Annotated in this window: 20 protein-coding genes and 1 tRNA gene; 13 read left to right on the top strand and 8 right to left on the bottom strand. The window is 58.5% G+C overall.

Going from position 1 to position 20,405, the window contains the following annotated elements:
* The first annotated feature begins 21 nt into the window (after positions 1-21).
* The 4 genes from XMD517_RS00750 to XMD517_RS00735 all read left to right on the top strand — a co-directional run bounded on the left by XMD517_RS00750 (position 22) and on the right by XMD517_RS00735 (position 4,676).
* Entirely contained in the window at positions 22-1,137 is a 1,116-nt protein-coding gene (locus XMD517_RS00750; protein ID WP_173485528.1) for a pyridoxal phosphate-dependent aminotransferase, read from the top strand.
* A gap of 242 nt (positions 1,138-1,379) precedes the next feature.
* On the top strand, positions 1,380-2,063 hold the full coding sequence (locus tag XMD517_RS00745; RefSeq protein WP_173485527.1) for a tyrosine-protein phosphatase: 684 nt from the start codon (positions 1,380-1,382) through the stop codon (positions 2,061-2,063).
* A gap of 8 nt (positions 2,064-2,071) precedes the next feature.
* On the top strand, positions 2,072-3,925 hold the full coding sequence (locus tag XMD517_RS00740; protein ID WP_254449634.1) for an ABC transporter ATP-binding protein: 1,854 nt from the start codon (positions 2,072-2,074) through the stop codon (positions 3,923-3,925).
* Between the two features lie 10 nt (positions 3,926-3,935).
* Entirely contained in the window at positions 3,936-4,676 is a 741-nt protein-coding gene (locus XMD517_RS00735; RefSeq protein WP_173485526.1) for a folate-binding protein YgfZ, read from the top strand.
* A gap of 110 nt (positions 4,677-4,786) precedes the next feature.
* Here the strand turns inward: XMD517_RS00735 and XMD517_RS00730 are convergent, their stop codons facing one another.
* Complete coding sequence (locus tag XMD517_RS00730; RefSeq protein ID WP_173485525.1) at positions 4,787-5,362, bottom strand: rRNA large subunit pseudouridine synthase E; 576 nt, start codon at positions 5,360-5,362, stop codon at positions 4,787-4,789.
* Positions 5,363-5,431: 69 nt separating this feature from the next.
* Positions 5,432-5,995 (bottom strand): elongation factor P, encoded by a 564-nt coding sequence (gene efp, locus XMD517_RS00725; RefSeq protein WP_055190709.1) that lies wholly within the window; start codon positions 5,993-5,995, stop codon positions 5,432-5,434.
* A gap of 252 nt (positions 5,996-6,247) precedes the next feature.
* Here efp and XMD517_RS00720 point away from each other — a divergent pair, with 252 nt between their 5' ends.
* Together XMD517_RS00720 and XMD517_RS00715 are read left to right on the top strand one after the other, a co-directional pair.
* On the top strand, positions 6,248-6,565 hold the full coding sequence (locus tag XMD517_RS00720; protein ID WP_055190757.1) for a DUF6280 family protein: 318 nt from the start codon (positions 6,248-6,250) through the stop codon (positions 6,563-6,565).
* 124 nt (positions 6,566-6,689) lie between these two features.
* On the top strand, positions 6,690-8,135 hold the full coding sequence (locus XMD517_RS00715) for a cobyric acid synthase (protein ID WP_173485524.1): 1,446 nt from the start codon (positions 6,690-6,692) through the stop codon (positions 8,133-8,135).
* A gap of 4 nt (positions 8,136-8,139) precedes the next feature.
* On the opposite strand, the gene XMD517_RS00710 is transcribed toward XMD517_RS00715, so the two are convergent.
* From XMD517_RS00710 to XMD517_RS00700, 3 genes are all read right to left on the bottom strand, one after another.
* Positions 8,140-9,450: a hypothetical protein gene (locus tag XMD517_RS00710; RefSeq protein ID WP_173485523.1), complete on the bottom strand. Its 1,311-nt coding sequence runs from the start codon at positions 9,448-9,450 to the stop codon at positions 8,140-8,142.
* 171 nt (positions 9,451-9,621) lie between these two features.
* On the bottom strand, positions 9,622-10,968 hold the full coding sequence (locus tag XMD517_RS00705) for a TolC family outer membrane protein (RefSeq protein ID WP_254449842.1): 1,347 nt from the start codon (positions 10,966-10,968) through the stop codon (positions 9,622-9,624).
* A gap of 103 nt (positions 10,969-11,071) precedes the next feature.
* On the bottom strand, positions 11,072-11,725 hold the full coding sequence (locus tag XMD517_RS00700) for a protein-L-isoaspartate O-methyltransferase (RefSeq protein WP_173485521.1): 654 nt from the start codon (positions 11,723-11,725) through the stop codon (positions 11,072-11,074).
* 360 nt (positions 11,726-12,085) lie between these two features.
* On the opposite strand from XMD517_RS00700, the gene XMD517_RS00695 reads away from it, so the two are divergent.
* The 5 genes from XMD517_RS00695 (at position 12,086) to queF (ending at position 14,734) form a co-directional block, all read left to right on the top strand.
* Positions 12,086-12,159, top strand: a tRNA-Cys gene (locus XMD517_RS00695).
* A gap of 327 nt (positions 12,160-12,486) precedes the next feature.
* Positions 12,487-13,188, top strand: coding sequence for a 7-cyano-7-deazaguanine synthase QueC (gene queC, locus XMD517_RS00690; RefSeq protein ID WP_173485501.1), 702 nt, complete (start codon positions 12,487-12,489; stop codon positions 13,186-13,188).
* Positions 13,188-13,547 carry a 6-carboxytetrahydropterin synthase QueD gene (gene queD, locus XMD517_RS00685; RefSeq protein ID WP_173485500.1) on the top strand — a complete coding sequence of 120 codons (360 nt, stop codon included), beginning with the start codon at positions 13,188-13,190 and terminating at the stop codon, positions 13,545-13,547. Before queC ends, queD begins: the two co-directional genes overlap by 1 nt.
* Before the next feature lie 2 nt (positions 13,548-13,549).
* Positions 13,550-14,257, top strand: coding sequence for a 7-carboxy-7-deazaguanine synthase QueE (gene queE, locus XMD517_RS00680; RefSeq protein ID WP_173485499.1), 708 nt, complete (start codon positions 13,550-13,552; stop codon positions 14,255-14,257).
* Between the two features lie 12 nt (positions 14,258-14,269).
* Positions 14,270-14,734, top strand: a complete 465-nt coding sequence (gene queF / locus XMD517_RS00675; RefSeq protein WP_055188900.1) for a preQ(1) synthase — start codon at positions 14,270-14,272, stop codon at positions 14,732-14,734.
* A gap of 169 nt (positions 14,735-14,903) precedes the next feature.
* Here queF and XMD517_RS00670 read toward each other — a convergent pair whose 3' ends face one another.
* Positions 14,904-15,662: an NAD(P)-binding domain-containing protein gene (locus tag XMD517_RS00670; protein ID WP_173485498.1), complete on the bottom strand. Its 759-nt coding sequence runs from the start codon at positions 15,660-15,662 to the stop codon at positions 14,904-14,906.
* Positions 15,663-15,889: 227 nt separating this feature from the next.
* Between XMD517_RS00670 and XMD517_RS00665 the strand changes: the two genes are divergently transcribed.
* Positions 15,890-16,897, top strand: coding sequence for a GlxA family transcriptional regulator (locus XMD517_RS00665; protein ID WP_173485497.1), 1,008 nt, complete (start codon positions 15,890-15,892; stop codon positions 16,895-16,897).
* A gap of 71 nt (positions 16,898-16,968) precedes the next feature.
* Here XMD517_RS00665 and XMD517_RS00660 read toward each other — a convergent pair whose 3' ends face one another.
* Positions 16,969-18,363, bottom strand: coding sequence for an aspartate aminotransferase family protein (locus XMD517_RS00660; RefSeq protein ID WP_173485496.1), 1,395 nt, complete (start codon positions 18,361-18,363; stop codon positions 16,969-16,971).
* Positions 18,364-18,470: 107 nt separating this feature from the next.
* Complete coding sequence (locus tag XMD517_RS00655) at positions 18,471-19,130, bottom strand: GntR family transcriptional regulator (protein ID WP_368493374.1); 660 nt, start codon at positions 19,128-19,130, stop codon at positions 18,471-18,473.
* 173 nt (positions 19,131-19,303) lie between these two features.
* Between XMD517_RS00655 and XMD517_RS00650 the strand changes: the two genes are divergently transcribed.
* Entirely contained in the window at positions 19,304-20,389 is a 1,086-nt protein-coding gene (locus tag XMD517_RS00650; RefSeq protein WP_173485494.1) for a polyamine ABC transporter substrate-binding protein, read from the top strand.
* Positions 20,390-20,405 lie beyond the last annotated feature (16 nt).

The raw sequence follows: 20,405 nt of genomic DNA, 5'->3' as shown, positions 1-20,405 counted from the left end.
TGCGGCTGCTCTAACTGGGGCATGACCAAAATCTATGCCCGCCTCACCCCGCTCGCCGACAGTTTGCCTGCTTCTGTTCCTTTTGTCGGGCCGGAGGCGCAGGAGCGGGCGCGCGGGCGGGCATTTCTGGCCCGTTTGGGGGCCAATGAAAATGTATTTGGCCCCTCGCCAAAGGCGGTTGCGGCAATGCAGGCGGCGGCTAACGAGGCCTGGATGTATGGCGACCCGGAAAGTCATGAGCTGCGCCACGCACTGGCCGCGCATCATGGGATCGCGGCAGAGCACATCATGGTTGGTGAAGGGATTGATGGGTTGCTGGGCTATCTGGTCCGGTTGCTGATCGGTCCGGGTGACAAGGTTGTCACCTCAGAGGGGGCGTATCCGACCTTCAATTACCACGTTGCCGGGTTTGGCGGTGCGTTGGTCACGGTGCCTTATTGCGATGATCATGAGGACCCGGAGGCGTTGGTGGCAAAGGCAACTGAAACCGGGGCCAAGCTGGTTTACCTTGCCAATCCGGACAACCCGATGGGGAGCTGGCATGACGGCCCCCGTGTGCAGGCCATGATTGAGGCCCTGCCGGAAGGCTGCCTGCTGGTGCTGGATGAGGCTTATGCAGAATTCGGGCCGGAGGGCATGATGCCGGATCTGGTCCCCGAAGATCCGCGCGTCATTCGTTTCCGCACCTTTTCAAAGGCCTATGGGCTGGCAGGCGCACGGGTGGGATACGCCATTGCAGCCAAACCACTGATCACAGCCTTCAACAAGATCCGCAACCATTTCGGTATGAGCAGGATCAGTCAGGCGGGGGCTCTGGCCGCGCTTGAAGATCAGGACTACCTCAGGCAGACGCTGGACAATGTTGCGGCCGCTCGCCGTCGCATTGGTGACATTGCGGTGGCCAATGGGTTGACCGCCTTACCTTCGGCCACGAATTTCGTGTCCATTGATTGTGGGCAGGACGGCGCGTTTGCGCGGGATCTAGTTGCGGCATTGATCGCACGGGACATCTTTGTCCGCATGCCTTTTGCCGCGCCGCAAAACCGCTGCATTCGCGTCTCTGCCGGCCGCCCCGAAGACCTTGACGCGTTTGGAGCAGCCCTGCCTGATGCCTTGCAGGCGCTGCAAAACACCTGATCCAGCCCATCCGGGCGGGTCCGTGCCCCAAATTAGGGTCGTTTGCCCCAGCAAGCACATTCCCGCGCGGGCGTCTTCAACATGGGGAGCTGAGCGCCATTCCATTGCCATACACGCCTTTGCTTCAAGGACGACACAGTTGTGGCAAACCCGTTTGAGCGGTTTACAATCACCGCGATGCGCACGCGCTTGTCTGCCCCTCGTGAAAAAGCTACACCGGATACGAGTTTACGGAGCAGGCGATGCTGTCGAGTTTATATGCCAAGATCAGATCCAGAGACCGGGCGTGGAAACGCAGCATCGGCCCTGACATCTCGACCCCCGCATTGCGCCGCAACGGGCGGCTTTATTGCGCGGTGATCGACCATTCCTACATTCGCCGTTTCATCCCGAACCGTTACAAACTGTCCGACGAGGCCTGGCGCTCCAACCAGCCTGACCCTGTGCATTTTCCACGCCTGGCGGAAATCGGCATCAAATCGGTGATCAATCTGCGCGGGGCGCGGCCCTATCCCTATTATTCCTTCGAAAAAGAGGCCTGCGCCGATTATGGCATGGCGCTTTATGACCTGCAGCTGAATGCCAAGCGCCTTTTGTCGCGTGAGATTTATCTGGAGCTATTTGATCTGATGGACAAGGTCGAAAAACCGATGCTGATCCATTGCAAATCAGGAGCAGACCGCACCGGTCTGGCCGCCGCCTTTTACCTGATCGACTATATGGGGGCCCCGGTTGAAGAGGCTGCCAGACAGCTTTCAATCAAATATGCGCATCAAAGCTGGACCAAGGCCGGTATTCTGGATCACATGATTGCCGCCTATGCTGCACATATCAAAACTCAGCCCATGCCGATCCGTGACTGGATCCGGGATCACTATGACCCTGAAACCCTGACCGCCTCGTTTCAGGCCAACCGAAAGATGTAACCCAACCGATGAGTGACACCTCCCGTGATCCGATGATCCGCTGGCTCTGGCGCGACTATCTGCGCGCCTATCGTCTTCCTTTGATTGTTGCCGTCTTGCTGATGGCGCTGGAAGGGTCGGCCCTTGGTGCCTTGAGCTACATGATCAAACCCATGTTCGACACCGCTTTTGCTGGTGGAACCACCGGGTCGATTGCGCTGGTTGCGATCCTTGTTGCCGGCATTTTCATCATGCGCGCCATTTCCGCCTTCGGGCACAAGGTTCTGATGGTCTATGTGGGCCAACAGGTTGCGGCCCGCCTGCAGGGGGATATGGTTGCGCATATGCTGACGCTTGACAGCAGCTATTTCCGCGACAATTCACCGGGCACCCTGATGGAGCGCGTGCGTGGGGATGTGCAGGCCACCGCCAATATCTGGGAGGTCATCCTGTCCGCCCTTGCCCGCGACGTGGTGTCCTTGATCGCACTTTTGGGGGTTGCGCTCTGGATTGACTGGCTTTGGGTTCTGATCGCCGTGGCCGCAGCCCCCATTCTGGTCCTGCCCATGAACATCCTGCAAAAGAAAGTGCGCAAGACCACACGCAACAGCCGCACGGCGGCGGCGCAGATCTCGACCCGCCTGGATGAACTGTTTCACGGGATTAATCAGGTCAAGCTGACAGGGACAGAAGATCGGGAAGAAAACCGGATTGTCACGAATATCCAGAAATATGCGGGGCTGCATCTGAAAAGCCAGGCCAACCGCTCCGGCATCATCGCCATGGTCGACATCATTGCCGCTGTCGGTTTCTTTGGCGTGCTGTTCTATGGCGGGCTGCAGATCGTGGATGGCGACAAGACCGTGGGCGAGTTCATGTCTTTCTTCACCGCCATGGCGCTGGTGTTTGACCCGTTGCGCAACCTTGGCAAGGTGTCGGGCGCCTGGCAGGCGGCACTGGCCAGCCTTGAACGGATCCGGGAGATCTTTGACACCAAACCCACCATCACCTCGCCCGCGGCGCCAAAACGTCTGGCGCAGCCCGCGCGTGATGCGGATATTGAGTTGAAAAACGTGAATTTCTCCTATGGCGACACACCGGTTCTGCGCGGCGCGAGCTTCACGGCCAAGGCCGGTCAGACCACCGCGCTTGTGGGGGCCTCCGGGGCGGGGAAAAGCACGGTTTTCAACCTTCTGACCCGACTGGCCGACGCCGATAGCGGGGCCATCACCATTGGCAAGACGGATGTCACCTCGCTGCCGCTGGAGCAGCTGCGCGGGCTGTTTTCCGTGGTCAGCCAAGAGGCCCTTCTGTTTGACGAAACCCTGCGTGACAATATCCTGATGGGGCGTGAAACTGTAGACGACGCCCTTCTGAACCACGCCCTCAAGGCCGCCCATGTGGATGACTTTCTGCCCCGTATGGAGAACGGCCTTGATACACAGGCTGGGCCGCGTGGTTCCAACCTCTCTGGCGGTCAGCGCCAGCGGATCGCCATTGCCCGCGCCGTCCTGCGTGACGCCCCCGTCCTGCTGTTGGACGAGGCGACCTCGGCACTAGATGCAAAGTCCGAGAAGCTGGTGCAGGAGGCTCTCGACGAGCTGTCACAGGGCCGCACCACCCTGGTCATTGCCCACCGCCTTTCCACCATTCAGGCGGCGGACAAGATTGTCGTGATGGATCAGGGACAAGTGGTGGATCAGGGCACCCATGAAGAGCTGCTGGAACGGGGGGGGATTTACGCCCAGCTCCATGCGTTGCAGTTCAAGGATAGCGGCCCCACAGCAGAAGAGGCCGCCTCCCGCAAACTCCGCCATCAGAAAAAGGTGGATACCCCCAAAAGATTCAGCCTCAAACGCCTGTTTGGCTTTGGGCGCAGCTAAAGGACGCAACATGAGCAATTCTGCCCACCGCACGGTGCTGCGCATTTCCGGCGCGGACCGGGAGCCCTTTTTGCAAAACCTTGTCACCAATGACGTGGACCGGCTGAAAAACGGCATGGTCTATGCGGCCCTTCTGACCCCACAGGGCAAATATATTGCCGATTTCCTGCTGATCCCGGCCGGTGACAGCATTCTTCTGGATGTGGACCGCGACCTTGCCAAAGCTCTGGCCCAGCGACTGAACATGTATCGGCTGCGTGCAGATGTCCAAATCGAAGAGACCTCCCTCTCTCCCTCTCGCGGTCTGGGCCCGGCCCCAGAGGGGGGCTTTGTCGATCCACGCCACCCGGATCTGGGCTGGCGCAGCTATGATGGCCGCCCCTCGGAAGAGGTGGATTGGGACGCAATCCGCGTGGCACATGTCATTCCGGAAACTGGCGTTGAGCTGGGGCCGGACAGCTATATCCTTGAGGCTGGTTTCGACCGGCTGCATGGGGTGGATTTCCGCAAAGGCTGCTATGTGGGCCAGGAGGTTACGGCGCGGATGAAACACAAGACCGAGCTGCGCAAAGGGCTGGTGCAGGTCACAATCACGGGCACCGCCCCCGTGGGCAGCGAGATCACCTCGGACGGAAAATCGGTCGGCACGCTGTTCACCCAATCCGGCGACCGGGCGATTGCCTATCTGCGGTTTGACCGCGCCCAAGGTGAGATGCAGGCCGGGGATGCCAGGATCCTGTGGAGCAACTGAACGCCACGTATGGTAGCAAATCTGGCAAAGGGGCGCTGCCCCTCGCCTCTTCGAGGCTCACCCCGAGGTATTTCCGGCAAGAAAAAGCGGGCGCCGGTGGCAGGGAGTGATCAGAGGGAGCCGCCAAATCGTGGCGTTTGCGGCGCATAGGCCCAATGCCCCGAGGGAATGCCGTCCAGCGTCCAATCACCGATGCGATAGCGGATCAGGCGCAAGGTCGGATGTCCCACCGCTGCTGTCATCCGTCGCACCTGGCGGTTTCGCCCCTCTCGGATGGTGAGTTCGATCCAGCTATCGGGGACGGATTTCCGTTCCCGAATGGGGGGGATGCGTGGCCAGAGGGTTTTGGGTTCTTCCATCAGGCGCGCCTTGGCGGGGCGGGTTCGCCCGTCTTTCAGGTCAACCCCTTTCCGAAGCGCATTTAGCGCGTCTTCATCCGGGATCCCTTCAACCTGCGCCCAATAGGTTTTTTCCAGCTTAAACTTCGGATTGGCAATCTTGGCCTGCAGCCCCCCGTTATCTGTCAATACCAGCAGGCCTTCGCTGTCGCGATCCAGACGCCCTGCCGCGTAAATCTTGGGGATATTGATATAGCTGGACAGGGTCTCGCGCGGACTGCCTTCAGTGCCTTTGTCGGTAAATTGCGACAAGACGTTGAAAGGTTTATTGAACAGGATGGTTGTCATGGCGGTCCTCAAAACCCAAAAAGGCAGGGCCTGCAGCCCTGCCTTTCTTGCATGTCATCACGCGGAGGGTCAGGCGCGCTCCGAATATTCCATGGTCTCGGTGTTGACCACAATCGCCTCGCCGGTTCCCACGAAGGGCGGCACCATCACGCGCACACCATTGTCCAGCAGGGCGGGTTTGAACGAGTTGGCAGCGGTCTGACCTTTGACGACCGGTTCGGTCTCCTCAATGGTGCAGGTCACTTTCTGAGGCAAGGTCGCATTCAGCGCCTCAGCTTCATAAAATTCTACCACGATGGTCATGCCGTCCTGCAAAAACGGGCGCCGTTCCCCCAGCAGGTCCGCCGGGATCTGGTTCTGTTCATAGGTTTCCGTGTCCATGAAAATCAGCATGCCGTCATCTTCATAGAGGAACTGCTGGTCTTTCTGCTCAAGGCGCACGCGCTCAACCTTATCCGCCGAGCGGAACCGTTCGTTCAGCTTCGAGCCATTGCGCAGGTTTTTCAGCTCGACCTGCGCGAACGCGCCGCCTTTTCCGGGCTTCACGTGATCGACCTTCACAGCCGCCCAAAGGCCACCATTATGCTCCAGCACATTGCCTGGGCGAATTTCATTACCGTTGATCTTGGGCATGTTAATTGACCTTTAAGAGGTTGTAATTCGTTGCTGTGCACCTATATCTTGGCGGTCTTGCCCATGCAAGACAACGATATCCTGATCTGGGGCGCGGGGCATGCAATCCTGCACATGTTTAACGCTTTGTAACAGCCATGCGACAAAAGCATGGCAGCCATGCGCCACAAGGGATACCGAATCGCGGCGAAAAAGCCATATTGGCCGAACGCCTTGGGAGCGCAAGAGCAAGAATATAAAAAAGGACAACGCATGTTGGATTCCGTAGACGGTACTGCATTCAACCACGAACAGGGCAATCGCGCGCGCAAACTGTTTGCCGCCGTCGTTCTGGCTGCCCTCGACGATGCGATTGCAGATGACAAGAAATACGGCAATGGACCGGATCAGATCGCCCGCTGGGCCCGTTCGCGGGACGGGCGTGAAGTGCTGAGCTGTGCCGGCATCGACCCGAATGAACGGGTGGTCAAGGGCCTGATGGAATTTGTTGGCAAAGGGATCCGCACCTCGGTTGCCCTGTCACGTGAAGAAAGCGAGCGCCGCAACGCGCTGGCCGCGGAAGCCGCCTGATCTGGCGCTTTTCAGTCTTGGAAATACGCACCCTCTCGGGGGTGCGTTTTCTTTTGTCGCTCTCTTCACCTTGCCCGTCGCCAAAAGGCTGGGCAGCGCGACCAAAACCCCCTAAGGATCTGGCATGACAAAATCCATCATGATCCAGGGCGCGGGCTCAAACGTTGGCAAATCCATGCTGGTCGCCGGAATGGCCCGGGCCTTTGTGAAACGAGGTCTCAGGGTCGCCCCGTTCAAACCGCAGAACATGTCAAACAATGCCGCTGTCACCATTGATGGCGGAGAGATCGGTCGCGCCCAGGCGCTGCAGGCACGGGCCTGCGGTCTTCCCCCGGTGGTGGACATGAACCCGGTGCTTTTGAAGCCAGAGACCGACACCGGTGCCCAGGTGATTGTGCAGGGGAAACGTCTGACCACGCTCAGGGCACGGGATTATGGCAAGATGAAATCCAGCCTGATGCCGAAGGTTCTGGAAAGCTTCAACCGTTTGAAATCAGACGCGGATCTGCTCCTTGTCGAAGGTGCAGGAAGCCCGGCAGAGGTCAATCTGCGCGCGGGCGACATTGCCAATATGGGCTTTGCAGAAGCGGCGGACCTGCCGGTGGTGCTGGCCGGTGACATTGACCGCGGCGGGGTGATTGCCCAACTGGTTGGCACCCATGCGGTTCTGCCGCCTGCAGACCGTGACCGGATCAAGGCCTTTCTGGTGAACAAGTTTCGCGGGGATGTGACCCTGTTTGCCGAAGGTGCCGCAGAGATTACAGACCGCACCGGCTGGGCCGATCTCGGCACCCTGCCCTGGTTTGCCGATGCCTGGCGCCTGCCTGCCGAAGATGTGCTCGACATTACCACCCGTCAGGGCGGCACGTTCAAAATCGTGGTCCCGAAACTTGGGCGTATCGCCAATTTCGACGACCTCGACCCGTTGGTAAACGAACCGGATGTCACGGTTGAGATTATCGAGCCGGGCCGCCCCCTGCCGCTGGACGCTGACCTGATCCTGATCCCCGGTTCAAAATCCACGATCGCGGATCTGGCCGAGTTTCGCGCGCATGGCTGGGACATTGATCTATCGGCCCATATCCGGCGCGGCGGCGATGTTTTGGGAATTTGCGGTGGCTATCAGATGCTGGGACGCGAAATCCGGGATGACGATGGGATTGAAGGCCCTCCGGGACGGGTTCCGGGGCTTGGTCATCTGGACATTGTCACCCGACTGGAACCCAAAAAGACCCTCGCTCTGACCACTGCCAAGGACCGGATCAGCGGCGAAACGGTGGAGGGATATGAAATCCATCTTGGCCAAACCGATGGCGCGGATTGCGACCGGGCCTGGCTAGACATCGGTTCGCGCCGCGAGGGGGCGATGAATGAAACCGGGCGAGTGCGCGGGTGCTATCTGCACGGTTTGTTTTCAGCGGATGGCTTCCGACGCCATTACCTGCAATCGCTTGGCGCAACCGTGACGCCGAACGGGTATGAAGCGCAGGTAGAGGCCACACTTGATGCCCTGGCTGATCATGTCGAGGCTCATCTGGACCTCGATATGCTTTACGATCTGGCGCAGTAACGCCTTACTCAAGAGAGCGGAGGGTCAGGGCGCGTTCGACTTCGCGGCGCACGAGACGGCGCACGTTGCGGGTAATCTTTTCCCCCACCGCCCCCTGCAGCTCTTCACGAACCAGACGCATCACCAGGTCACGCAGCATATCTTCGTCAATCAGGTCGGTCTCCGCCTGATCCTCAGCAAAGAGCGTCGTGTCCTCCTCATCCGCAGAAACAGCCTCGGCCACGCCATCGATATTTTTGTCTTCCTCAATGAAGGCGGCAAGTTCCGCATCCAAATCGTCCAAGTCCTGATTTGATACCGGCGTCTCGTCCTGCTCACGCGAGGGCGCGCTGTCCGGTTGTGTCACATCCATGTGGGTCTGCGCGCGGCGGCGCAGGAAGATACCCGGCCCCAGATCCTCAACCGCATCCCCCAGATCAGGTTCAAATTCGACATGGCTGTCATTCACCGCGGCTTCCAGCTCCGCCACGCGATGCTCCAAGCCGGAATTCTCTTCAGCCTCACTGGCCGCTGCGTCAGGCGTCATGTCCTCCACACTCGCCACGACGGTAGTGGTTTCCTCTGATGTCTCCGGTTCATCCTGTGCACCGGTCGAGACAAATGCGTCCTCAGCCGGATCGAGGCTTTCACCGCCTTCCGCTCCCTCAGCTGCATCACCCTGCGGAGCCGCAAAGGTGGGGTGACCTTCGGCAAGGTCGCCCGCATCCGTCAGAGACTGCTCCAGCACAGCAACACCGTCATCTCCCTGATCACTCTCGACCGCAGGCTCTGGCGTCACCTCATGACCATTCAGCTCCATCCCGGCCTCAAGGTGCGGGTCCGAAAGGGCATCTTCCGTGGAAACATCCCCCTCTTCCGCACCGGGATCTTCAACCCTGTCTGCGATCCCATCTTCCTGTGCAAGGTTGAGGGGGCGATGCAGGAACATGACATCATCATCGGTCTGGGTTGGGAACTCTGCGGCGTCGCCCTGGTCATCCACGACCTCGTCACGGTCCTCCAGGAAGGCCTCTTCCATCACCTCATGTATCGCGTCTTCCGACACCGGGGTTTCTGCGCGCTCTGGCGCATCCATCCCCGTCGCATTCTCATGCACGCGAAAGGCAGGTGTCAGGACAAGTTTGTCGACAGGTTCAGGTGAGGGTGCGCGCCCATGAGATTGGCCTTGGGCGCTCTGCCCGGATCCAGTATGGCCAGATCCAATCTGTCCGGATCCATTCTGGCCTGCAGGCTGGGGGGCCGGATTTTCCGAGACGAGACGACGGATCGAAGACAGGACATCTTCGATATCTGCGTTGGAAACGGGATCTGACATGCCTGACTACCTGCTATAAACTGTTATTTTTCCCGGTCCCGCCGGGATTTACCGGGTCAGTTTACAGGGCAGGCTTGATTCTCACAACAGAGCTTGGGCGCAGTCCCCCGCGCCCAAACTGATCGAAATGCGTCGCATATCAATCTGGCCGTTTCGACCTGGATAGTGCAATCACTGCCGCCCAAGGATCGAAATAATCGCATCCAGGCGCTCGCCCTGAGGGCTGATCTTACGCACGGGTGCGTTGCGCACAGCGTTATAATAAGCCTCTGCATCATAGCTGACGACGCCGAGGTTCAGGTGTTCCGCCGTCAACAGACCCATCGAGGCGAGCAGCGAATATGCCGCAAGATACCGGCTCGACTGGGCGGAGATCCGCGCGGCCTCGGCGTTGCGCAGCGCCTGTTCGGCATTCAGCACATCCAGCGTCGTGCGTGAGCCAAGCGTTGCTTCCTCACGGGTGCCGCGCAAAGCAACCCGGCCTGCGCGGATCTGACGGTCCGTAGCCTCAAGGCTGGCAGTGGCAATGGCCATCTGCGACCAGGCATTTGCGACCTCCTGATCAACGGCCAGACGGGCCAGTTGCAATGCAGAACGTGCCTGTTCTGCTTGTGCAATCGCCTTACGGTAGGTCGCGGAATGACGCCCACCTGCATAAAGATCCCCACTGAGGGACAGGCCAATCTCATTGTTGAAATTGGCCCCGACACCATCATCAATCCGGTCGGTCAATGTGGTTGACGCCCCAACACGCAAAGAGGGTTTCATCGCAACCCTCGCCCGCTCGATCCCGAGATCCGCAGCGGCCACCTGATACTGGGCTGCCCGGATATTGGGGTGCCGAGCACGGGCAATGGATTGCGCCTCACTCAGCGATTTTGCGGTTTTCGGGAAATGAGGTGTGCCGGGCATGCTCTTGGGCAAATGACCGATGGCGGCGCGATATTCCTCGCGGGCAATGGCAAGCTGCCCCTGAGCAGCCACTTCATCCGCGCGGGCCGAGGCAAGACGAGCCTGTGCGTTGGCCACATCTGTCTGCGTGACCTCACCGACTTCGAACCGATCCTGGGCCGCACGCAATTCCTGCGTCAGGACCCGAACAGAATTGGCTTGCAGGGCTGCATTCTCATTGGCGGAGCGGACATTCAGAAACGCTTGCACGGCCCGCAGCAGAACATTCTGCTCGACCCCGACAAGCGCCTCACGGGTGGCAAGCACAATCTGCTTCTGCGCCTCGACACCCATCTGGCTGCGGCCAAAATCATAAAGCAGCAAGCTTGCACTCAGTTCCGCACTGTTGGCACGACCGCTGGGCGCAGGTCCTGCCCCATCAATGTCCTTCCAACCATGGGACAGGGAATACTGGATCACCGGTCGCAGCGCGGAGAGGGCAATTGCCACATCCTCATCCGCCGCCCGCAACACGGCCTGGTTCTGCTGCAAAAGGCCGCTGTTCTTATAGGCAGAGGCCATGGCGTCCGCCAGGCTCTCAGCCCAGGCGCCCTGTGTCATGGCCATAATTGCGGCCGCAGTTACCCCAGCAAATTTTCCTTTGAAACCCATGGTATATTCACTTTTCTCAAGTTTGCATTTGGTAAGGGGCAACCTTTGTCGCGGTCGGTCAGAGGACGAAGGCGCGGACCGCTTCGAACCCGGACACCACCGGCGCCCCTGCATTAAACGCGTGGCGCCAAACAATGGAGCCATCCATCTTATAGCCGATACGCACAGTGCCGAGTTTTCCGTCGGCGAAAATGGCAGTTATGCGCCCGCCATCTTTGAGTTGCTCCAAAAGAGCATCCGGAACCTGCTCAACCGCACCCTGAACGATGATCACGTCATAGGGGCCGTTTTTGGCATTCCCCTCGGACGGCTCCCCCTGAATGACGGCGACATTATCTGCACCGAATTCCGACAGTTTGGACTGGGCATCCGAAGCCATGCTTTCATCGCTTTCCACCGCGACGACAAAATCGGCAAGTCGGGCCAGAACCGCGGCGCTGTAGCCAAGGCCGCAGCCCAGATCCAGAACCAACTCATCCGACTGGATATCCAGCGCGTCCAGCATCTTGGCCAGTGTACGCGGCTCAAGCACCACGCGGCCACCCCCAAGGTCGATATTCTCGCCCATATAGGCAGCTTCACGCTTGGCATCCGGCACGAAATCCTCGCGGGGGACGGACAGCATCGCATCAATGATCGGAAACTTGGTCACATCAGAGGGGCGCACCTGCGTGTCCACCATCATTGTGCGGCGAGCGGCAAAGTCGGTCATGGTCGAGCCTTCTTGTTCTGGAACATCCCGTTCCTATTGCCATAGATAGAATAAACGGGCAATCCCACAAGGGGCGAACTGTCGCGCCACCTGCCTTATTTTGCAAACCTTTCATCTCTGAACGGATTTTGAAAATTTTCCCTGCCTGATCGTTCTGGCCGGCTGCCCGACCCAATTGCCCCGGCCGTTTTGCTTTCCGGGCCGCCCCGCTGGGCGTCGCTGGCCTAACAAGCAATCTTTGCCTGCCGCAAAATGCAAACCAACAGGCACATTTTGGTCTTGCAGACATGGGAGAAGACAAATAGTAAGTGCGGCAGGATCAACAGCCTGCACCACGGGCTGCTTCATTGTCCTTGGAATGGCGAGTTGGCGGAGTGGTGACGCAGCGGATTGCAAATCCGTGTACACCGGTTCGATTCCGGTACTCGCCTCCACTTCCCTCAATTCCATAATGCTTTCAGCGTCTTGGGGCGCCCTCTGCGCATGCACGTTGCTGGTTACGGTCTGTGCTAGCCGCTGCAAATGCGACCCCCCTCTTTCCAATCAGATCCGGTGCGAGAATTTCAGTTTGGGCGCCATTCACGCACTCATAGGCAGATCCATTTCGCCTGTTTTTGCCTTCCACTGATCAGACATGCACCGCCCCCAAGGCAAACCATACCCGATCACGCCGGTTCTGCAGCTTGATCTCTTAAGGGCAATCTTCTATGCCTCCCCCCACCGGTCGCAGCCTACCCGGTCACCAAAACAAGGACTGAAAAATGAAAACCAATGTTGTCTGCTCCGGCGGGCTTGATTCTGTATCGCTCGCCCATGTGATCGCCGACCGAGGGGATCTCACACGTCTCATCTCATTTGATTATGGTCAACGCCATCGCAAAGAGCTCAGCTATGCAGCGGGTTGCGCCGAGCGCCTGGGCGTCCCCCACCACGTGATTGACATGCGATCCATTGGCGCGGCTCTTTCCGGATCTGCGTTGACGGATGATATTGATGTCCCCGATGGGCATTATGCCGAAGACACCATGAAGATCACGGTGGTGCCCAACCGCAATGCGATCATGCTGACCATTGCCTATGGGATTGCCGCCGCAAATGGGGATGAGGCTGTCGCCACCGCGGTCCATGGGGGAGATCACTTCATCTATCCGGATTGCCGACCTGCCTTTACCGAGGCATTTGACAAGATGCAGCGAGCCGCCCTTGATGGCTATGCCGACGTTGCCCTCTTTACCCCTTTTGTTCACCGCTCCAAGGCTGAGATTGTCGCCGAGGGCGCAACAGTGGGCACACCTTTTGTCGAGACCTGGTCATGTTACAAAGGGGGGCAGCATCACTGCGGTCGCTGTGGCACCTGCGTCGAACGACGCGAGGCCTTCCATCTTGCCGGCATCAACGATCCGACCATCTATGAAGATCCGGATTTTTGGCAGGATGTCACCGGGCAGAAGGGAGGTGCGTGATGTATCGGATCAGCAAGGAATTCCACTTCTCCGCATCGCACCAGCTGGATCATCTGCCTGCAGACCACCAATGCGCCCGGTTGCACGGACATAATTACATCGTTGTGGTCGAACTGGCATCCTCAGAATTGAACGCAGATGGGTTTGTGCGGGATTATCACGAGCTGGGCCCGCTCAAATGCTACATTGATGACAGGTTTGATCACCGGCACCTCAACGACGTGCTGGATGGCCCGTCCACTGCGGAAAACATGGCGCGGCATTTCTTTGATTGGTGCAAGGCCCGCTGGCCGGAAACGAGCTCGGTCAAAGTATCCGAAACCCCCAAAACCTGGGCCGAATTCCGACCTGGGGCATGATCATGTCACTGCGCATTTCCGAGATTTTTGGGCCGACCATTCAAGGCGAAGGGGCCCTGATCGGCGAACCGACCGTGTTCGTGCGGGCCGGTGGGTGCGATTATCGCTGCAACTGGTGCGACAGCCTGCATGCGGTGGACAGCGCCTATCGGCACGACTGGGCCACGCTGACGGAACAGGAGGTCTGGGCGAAGGTGCGACATCTTTCTGGTGACCAGCCTTTGACCGTGTCCATCTCGGGCGGCAATCCGGCCATTCAGGATTTCGCACCCCTGATCGCATTGGGTCAACAAGAAGGATATCGGTTTGCCTGTGAGACACAGGGGTCCGTTGCGCGATCCTGGTTTTCCGCGCTTGATACTCTGGTCCTCAGTCCCAAGCCCCCCTCCAGCGGAGAGGTGGTGAACTGGAGCCTCTTTTCCGACTGTATTCACGCAGCCAACAGTCGCCCGACCGTGGTCATGAAAATCGTCATTTTTGACGATGCCGACTATGCCTGGGCCAAAGAGGCCGCAGCACGTTACCCGGATTTGCCGCTCTTCCTCCAACCCGGCAACCCTGACGTCGACCCGGACGTGCCCGTAGATCTTGAACAAACCACAGACCGCCTCCTGTGGCTCATTGAAAAGACGATGAACGACCGTTGGTTTGCCCCGCGCATCCTGCCGCAACTGCATGTGCTGGTGTGGGGCAACAAGCGCGGTGTTTAGAAAGGACATCCCATGACCGACAGCATCTATGCCAACCTCAAACAGCTGGGGGGCGATACCGTGATGCCCAACTCGCCGGAAGAGGCCGTGCTTGAGCGGGTGCAGAACCCCCAGGCGGACACCGCGTATAACGTGCGCTTTACCGCGCCCGAATTCACCTCGCTCTGTCCAATGACCGGACAACCGGATTTCGCCCATCTGGTGATCGACTATGTCCCCGGTGACTGGCTCGTTGAAAGCAAGTCACTGAAACTGTTTCTTGGCGCGTTTCGCAATCACGGTGCGTTTCACGAGGATTGCACCGTCTCCATCGGTCGTCGCCTGCATGAATTCCTCGATCCGCAGTGGTTGCGCATCGGAGGATATTGGTATCCGCGCGGCGGCATTCCGATTGATGTGTTCTGGCAATCCGGCCCGAAACCCGACAGCGTCTGGATCCCGGATCAGGGCGTGCCACCCTATCGCGGACGAGGCTAAGCCGCGCCCCCAAGGACCGCCTGAAGGCGCCCTCACACCTGACCAACAGGGCGCGGGCGCCTGGCTGTGCCACCTGAACCGGGCGGTTGAGATGTGTCCGAAACACCCGCAAGGCTGAAATCCGCAGCTGCGTTTCAGCCTTGCGCACTCTCATGCCCCATGCCCGGCCTCACAAATCCAGACGCGGTTTCAGCAGGTCCAGCCCTTCGCGCAGCGCCTTAAGCGCCTCTTTGTCCCGCATGTGATCCCGGAGGCTTGCATTCAGCCCCCCTTCTGTCGACAAATCCTGAAGGAGGCGCTCAAACCCCACCTCATCATCTGCTGCCATATTGGACAGGAAGCCCGAAAACATGGTCGCGACAAAAGCCTCGGCCATTTTGCTGTCACCCGTCTGATCCGCCAGCCACACAGCCCCCTGCCGCATCTGGTCCAGAATGGGAGAGGCCAGCGCGGAGGCTGCAAAATGCGCATTCAGGGCATGTTCGTCACGGCAAGGGATCAGCCTATTGTGGTTCCCAAACAGAATGGCCAGCTGTGCATTGTCTGGGTAAACCGGCAGCGCAGATCCCCCCGTAGCGATTGAAGGCAATGGAATTGCAATCGCCAGATCCGTCGCCGGCGCACATAGACGCCTCAGATCGGCAAGGGGCAAATCTGTCATCACCGAGATCACGGCCTGTGCGGGATGAAACGAAAGGCCCGGCAACACATCCTGCGCGACATCCGCCAGCAGGCAGATGAAGACCACATCCGCGCGTGCGGCAATGGCTGCATTTTCGGCGATTTCGACCTCGGCATGCGCTTGGCACAACCGCTCTGCGACCTCACGGTTGCGCGGTGAAATCAGGATCTGGTGCCCCTGCCCCGACAGCCCCGCCACCATGGCGGAAGCAATCGTGCCAGTTCCGATAAAGCCAATACGCGCCACGGAGCTCTCCCTTGCAAGATGGATTTCATGCATTTCAAATCAGATACAAACGCCAGCCGATAGGCAAGACCCGCCCTCAATGTCGCAAAACGTCCATCTTTGTCGCATAATACCGGCCATCAAACCCACATTTCAGCCGAAACTCTTGATATCCGACCCGAAAGGCCCAGCATGCACTCCAGATACGCGCCAGCAGTTTGCCAGGCTTCTCAGCCGGGGCTGCCAAGATGACAGAACGCAGCTTTATCTCAAAAGGGGCGGCCTCCTTTCCGATTGAGCATGAGGGGGGGCCGACTGATATCTATTTTCTGCTCCTGCCCAAGGTGACGATGCTGGCACTTAGCGCCGCTGTCGAACCCCTGCGGATTGCCAATCAGGTCACCAATAAAGAGCTTTATCGCTGGTTTCTTCTGACCGAGGATGGTCAGGAGATCCGATGTTCAAACGGTATTGCCGTTGTGCCGGATTTCGGTCTGATCAACCTGCCGAAATCTTCCCTCGCGTTTGTCGTGGCTGGGGTGGAGCCCGCGGACACGACCAGCCCACGTATTTTGAACTGGATTTCGCGGCAGCGCGCGTTTGGGTGCCGGATTGGCGGGATCTGCACCGGTGCCTTTACCCTTGCCAAAGCCGGGCTCCTCAAGAACCGGGATTTTACGCTGCACTGGGAAAACCAGCCGGCCTTCAAAGAGCATTTCATCGGGCTGCATCCGTCAAACAACCTGTTTGAGGTGGATGATGGGGTAATGACATGTGGGGGCGGCAATGCCTCGCTTGACATGATGCTTTACATGATTGAACGCGACCACGGCAAAGACCTGGCTGTAATTATTGCCGACATGTGCATTCACGCCCGGTCCAATACGCGGAAATCCCCCCAGAAATCCGCCTATTCCGAAGCCCTGTCCGTGCGCAACCAGCACCTGATCAACGCGATGCAATTCATGAATGCCCAGCTGGAGGAGGGGGTCAGCATGGATGAGGTCGCAGAGCATGTGAAGATCTCAAGACGTCAGCTGGAGCGCCTGTTCAAGCTCTATGTCGGCACCTCCCCCCTGCAGTTTTACGCCGATTTGCGGGTGAAACGCGCCTATGCGCTGCTGAATGAAACCAGCCTGTCGATCACGGAAATCGCCACGGCGTCGGGCTTTACCAGCACCTCGCAACTGGCCAATCAGTTTCGCAAGCGGTATGGGCATTCGCCCTCGTCATTTCGCAAGACCTGGCATGAGTAAAGCTGTTCCCCAAACAAAAAGACGGCCCGAAAGCCGTCTTTTCAATTGCTCTTGCCACTTGCTTTGGTCAATCAGGCCTCAACAAACAGCCCCTGCGCCTTGACCTTTTCATAGGCCTCATCGAGCGACTTGCGAGCGCGGTCGATCAGGATGTCGATTTCATCCGTGGTGATCACCAGAGGCGGCGCAATGATCATCCGATCCCCGACATGACGCATGATCAGGTTGTTGCCAAAGCAGCATTCGCGGGTGATATAGCCCACGGTGCCCGCGTCAGAGGCAAACTTGGCGCGTGTGTCCTTGTTCGGGGTCAATGCAAGCGATGCCATCAGGCCGACAATCTTGGTCTCTCCCACCATCGGGTGATCGGCAAGCGAATGCCATTTCTCGGCCAGATAAGGCGCGGCCACGTTTTTCACGTGGTCCACAATGCCCTCTTCTTCGAGAATACGCAGGTTTTCAAGCGCCACCGCGCAGGCCACCGGATGACCGGAATAGGTGTAGCCGTGATTGAATTCGCAGGCATCCAGAACTTTGGCCACCTCGTCCGACACGATCGACGCCCCGATCGGCGCGTAACCTGAGGAAAGACCTTTGGCGACGGTCATGATGTCGGGGCGAATATCCAGGGCTTGCGAGCCGAACCACTCACCGGTGCGTCCAAAGCCACAGATCACCTCATCGGCGATCAGCAGGATGTCATATTTGTCACAAATCCGTTGAATTTCAGGCCAGTAGCTGTCTGGCGCAACAATCACGCCACCCGCACCCTGCACCGGTTCAGCGATAAAGGCGGCAACCTTGTCTTCGCCCAGCTCAAGGATTTTCTCCTCCAGTTCGCGGGCGCGCGCCAGACCAAAGGCCTCAGGCTCCATATCGCCACCTTCTGCCCACCAGTTGGGCTGGTCAATGAACGCGATACCGGGGATCGGCAGGTCCCCCTGCCCGTGCATCCCTTTCATCCCCCCCAACGACGTGCCGCCAATGGTCGAGCCGTGATAGGCGTTCCAGCGCGAGATGATGGTTTTCTTTTCCGGCTTGCCTTTCTCGTCCCAATAGGCGCGCACCATACGGATATTGGTGTCGTTCGCATCCGACCCGCCATTGGCATAGAAGACGTGGTTCAGATCCCCAGGCGCCAGCTCGGCCAGTTTCTGCGCCAGCGCGATGGCGGGCACATGGGTGGTTTGGAAAAACGTGTTGTAATAAGGCAGTTCGCGCATCTGCCGGGCGGCCACCTCGGCAAGCTCATCGCGGCCATACCCGATATTGACGCACCACAGACCGGCCATCGCATCCAGGATTTCCTCGCCTTCGCTGTCTTTCAGATAAACACCATTGGCAGAGGTGATGATGCGCGCGCCTTTTTGGGCCAGTTCATCCCCATTGGTGAAGGGATGCATATGGTGGGCGGCGTCGATGGCCTGCAGTTCCGCAGTGGGCAGATGATTCGTAATTTTTGTCATTCAGGGCACTCCTTTGGCCAGATCAGACCGGTTCTGGCCGTGTCATTCAAAGCTGCCCTCAGAATATGATCAAAATTTTACATGTCAACGGGGGAGGTGAAATATGATCATTTCTTTTCCGCCAGCAGATGCTCGCGCACCTGGGCGATTCCCTGTTCGATATCCCCACGAATGGCGGCCGCCACCCCCTCTGCGTCCTTTGCCTTCAACGCCTCAAGCGCCTCTGCATGATGATCCGGCATATTTGCCGTTCCATAGCGCCCAAGCACCACGCGCAGCGACGGACCAGCCCGCAGCCAGAGCATGTTGGCAATAGACAAAAGCACATCTGCACCGGCGCGTTCATACAGGTAGGCATGGAAGCGATAATTGTTCTCAAGATAGCCCCGGACATCCCCCCGGTCGATTGCCGCATTCACCCGATCATCCAGTGATACCAGCTGCGCAATGTCGTCTTTACCTATGTTTTCAACCGCTTTGCGAGAAAGCTCTGGCTCAACCCCCATACGGGCGAATGCAATTTCATCCCATTGCTTCAGATCGGGCTGCGGCACCGAAACCCGGCGGTTTCCCTTGAAGACCAAAGCGCCTTCCGACGTCAGTCGACGGATCGCCTCACGCACCGGCGTCATCCCCACCTCAAGCTCAGCCACCAAGCCTTGAATGGTTACCGGCTGACCCGGCGCAAGCTCGCCAAAAAGAATCATTTCGCGCAGTTTGCGGTAAACTTTCTGGTGGTCCGGTAACTTGACGGTCTGCTCTGTCACACCCCTCTCCCTTACTTCCAACGGCATAATATCTTTGCCAATTTTGGCCTTGCAGCCCATTCTCACAGACAGAGTAACGCGGCGTATGAAATTTTACCATATTGCGCGAACAGCTTTTTTTTGATCAAATAGCAATCAGCGGGTCAACGCACCCCCACCACAGGGAGACAAAAATGAATATACATATGCTCAAGCTCAGCACCGCTCTGGCGCTGATCGCCGGCGCGGCCTCAGCCGAGGAAGTGCGCGTCTACAACTGGTCGGATTACATCGACGAAGCGCTTTTGGAAAAATTCGAAACGGAAACTGGGATCGAGCTGATCTACGACGTATTCGATTCAAACGAAGTTCTGGAAACCAAGATGCTGGCCGGCGGATCAGGATACGACGTTGTGGTCCCGACCGCCTCCTTCATGGAACGCCAGATTGCCGCGGGTGTGTTCCAGCCGCTGGATCAGTCCAAGCTGAGCAACATGGGCAACATGTGGGATGTGATCGCCAGTCGCACCGCGCAGTTTGACCCGGACAACGCCTATTCCGTCAACTACATGTGGGGCACCACCGGGCTGGGCGTGAATGTCCAGAAAGTTCAGGAAGTGCTGGGCGAGGATGCCCCGATTGACAGTCTTGAGCTGATCTTCAACCCCGCCAATATGGAAAAGCTGGCCGCCTGTGGTGTGCATATGCTGGACGCCCCGGACGAAGTTATCCCGGCGGCACTGACCTATCTGGGGGAAGACCCCAACAGCAATGACAAGGCCGTGATCGAGCGCGCCGAAGAGGTCCTCGCCCCGGTTCGCCCCTATATCCAGAAGTTCCACAGCTCGGAATATATCAACGCGCTCGCCAATGGTGACATCTGCGTGGCCTTCGGCTGGTCGGGTGACGTTTTGCAGGCACGCGACCGCGCGGACGAAGCCGAGAACGGGGTCGAAATCGCCTATAACGCTCCGAAGGAAGGGGCACTGATGTGGTTCGACCAGATGGCCATCCCGGCAGATGCGCCGAACCCCGACGCGGCCCATAAGTTCCTGAACTTCATCATGGATGCACAGAACATGGCTGCCGCGTCGAACTATGTTTACTACGCCAATGGCAACTTGGCTTCGCAGGAATTCCTCGAAGAAGATGTGATCGGTGATCCGGCCATCTATCCGACCCCGGCGGCGCTTGAGAACCTCTATGTGAAACGCGCCTACCCGTCCAAGGTTCAGCGGGTTGCCACCCGTCTTTGGACCAAGATCAAATCGGGCACCTAAGCCCCTTCCCCTCTGC

The sequence above is a fragment of the Aliiroseovarius sp. xm-d-517 genome (assembly GCF_013283135.1).
Taxonomy (GTDB): Bacteria; Pseudomonadota; Alphaproteobacteria; order Rhodobacterales; family Rhodobacteraceae; genus Aliiroseovarius; species Aliiroseovarius crassostreae.
The sequence above is the reverse complement of the archived record's forward strand: the minus strand, read 5'-3'. Positions and strand labels throughout refer to the sequence as shown.

Bases quoted from the DNA above. Each gene is read 5' to 3' on its own strand.
- queD (WP_173485500.1), top strand. From the start codon at position 13,188: ATGTATCGGATCAGCAAGGAATTCCACTTCTCCGCATCGCACCAGCTG.
- XMD517_RS00665 (WP_173485497.1), top strand. From the start codon at position 15,890: ATGACAGAACGCAGCTTTATCTCAAAAGGGGCGGCCTCCTTTCCGATT.
- XMD517_RS00745 (WP_173485527.1), top strand. From the start codon at position 1,380: ATGCTGTCGAGTTTATATGCCAAGATCAGATCCAGAGACCGGGCGTGG.
- XMD517_RS00740 (WP_254449634.1), top strand. From the start codon at position 2,072: ATGAGTGACACCTCCCGTGATCCGATGATCCGCTGGCTCTGGCGCGAC.
- XMD517_RS00710 (WP_173485523.1), bottom strand. From the start codon at position 9,450: ATGTCAGATCCCGTTTCCAACGCAGATATCGAAGATGTCCTGTCTTCG.
- queF (WP_055188900.1), top strand. From the start codon at position 14,270: ATGACCGACAGCATCTATGCCAACCTCAAACAGCTGGGGGGCGATACC.
- queE (WP_173485499.1), top strand. From the start codon at position 13,550: ATGTCACTGCGCATTTCCGAGATTTTTGGGCCGACCATTCAAGGCGAA.
- XMD517_RS00750 (WP_173485528.1), top strand. From the start codon at position 22: ATGACCAAAATCTATGCCCGCCTCACCCCGCTCGCCGACAGTTTGCCT.
- XMD517_RS00700 (WP_173485521.1), bottom strand. From the start codon at position 11,725: ATGACCGACTTTGCCGCTCGCCGCACAATGATGGTGGACACGCAGGTG.
- XMD517_RS00650 (WP_173485494.1), top strand. From the start codon at position 19,304: ATGAATATACATATGCTCAAGCTCAGCACCGCTCTGGCGCTGATCGCC.
- XMD517_RS00705 (WP_254449842.1), bottom strand. From the start codon at position 10,968: ATGGCCATGACACAGGGCGCCTGGGCTGAGAGCCTGGCGGACGCCATG.
- queC (WP_173485501.1), top strand. From the start codon at position 12,487: ATGAAAACCAATGTTGTCTGCTCCGGCGGGCTTGATTCTGTATCGCTC.
- efp (WP_055190709.1), bottom strand. From the start codon at position 5,995: ATGCCCAAGATCAACGGTAATGAAATTCGCCCAGGCAATGTGCTGGAG.
- XMD517_RS00730 (WP_173485525.1), bottom strand. From the start codon at position 5,362: ATGACAACCATCCTGTTCAATAAACCTTTCAACGTCTTGTCGCAATTT.
- XMD517_RS00660 (WP_173485496.1), bottom strand. From the start codon at position 18,363: ATGACAAAAATTACGAATCATCTGCCCACTGCGGAACTGCAGGCCATC.
- XMD517_RS00720 (WP_055190757.1), top strand. From the start codon at position 6,248: ATGTTGGATTCCGTAGACGGTACTGCATTCAACCACGAACAGGGCAAT.
- XMD517_RS00735 (WP_173485526.1), top strand. From the start codon at position 3,936: ATGAGCAATTCTGCCCACCGCACGGTGCTGCGCATTTCCGGCGCGGAC.
- XMD517_RS00715 (WP_173485524.1), top strand. From the start codon at position 6,690: ATGACAAAATCCATCATGATCCAGGGCGCGGGCTCAAACGTTGGCAAA.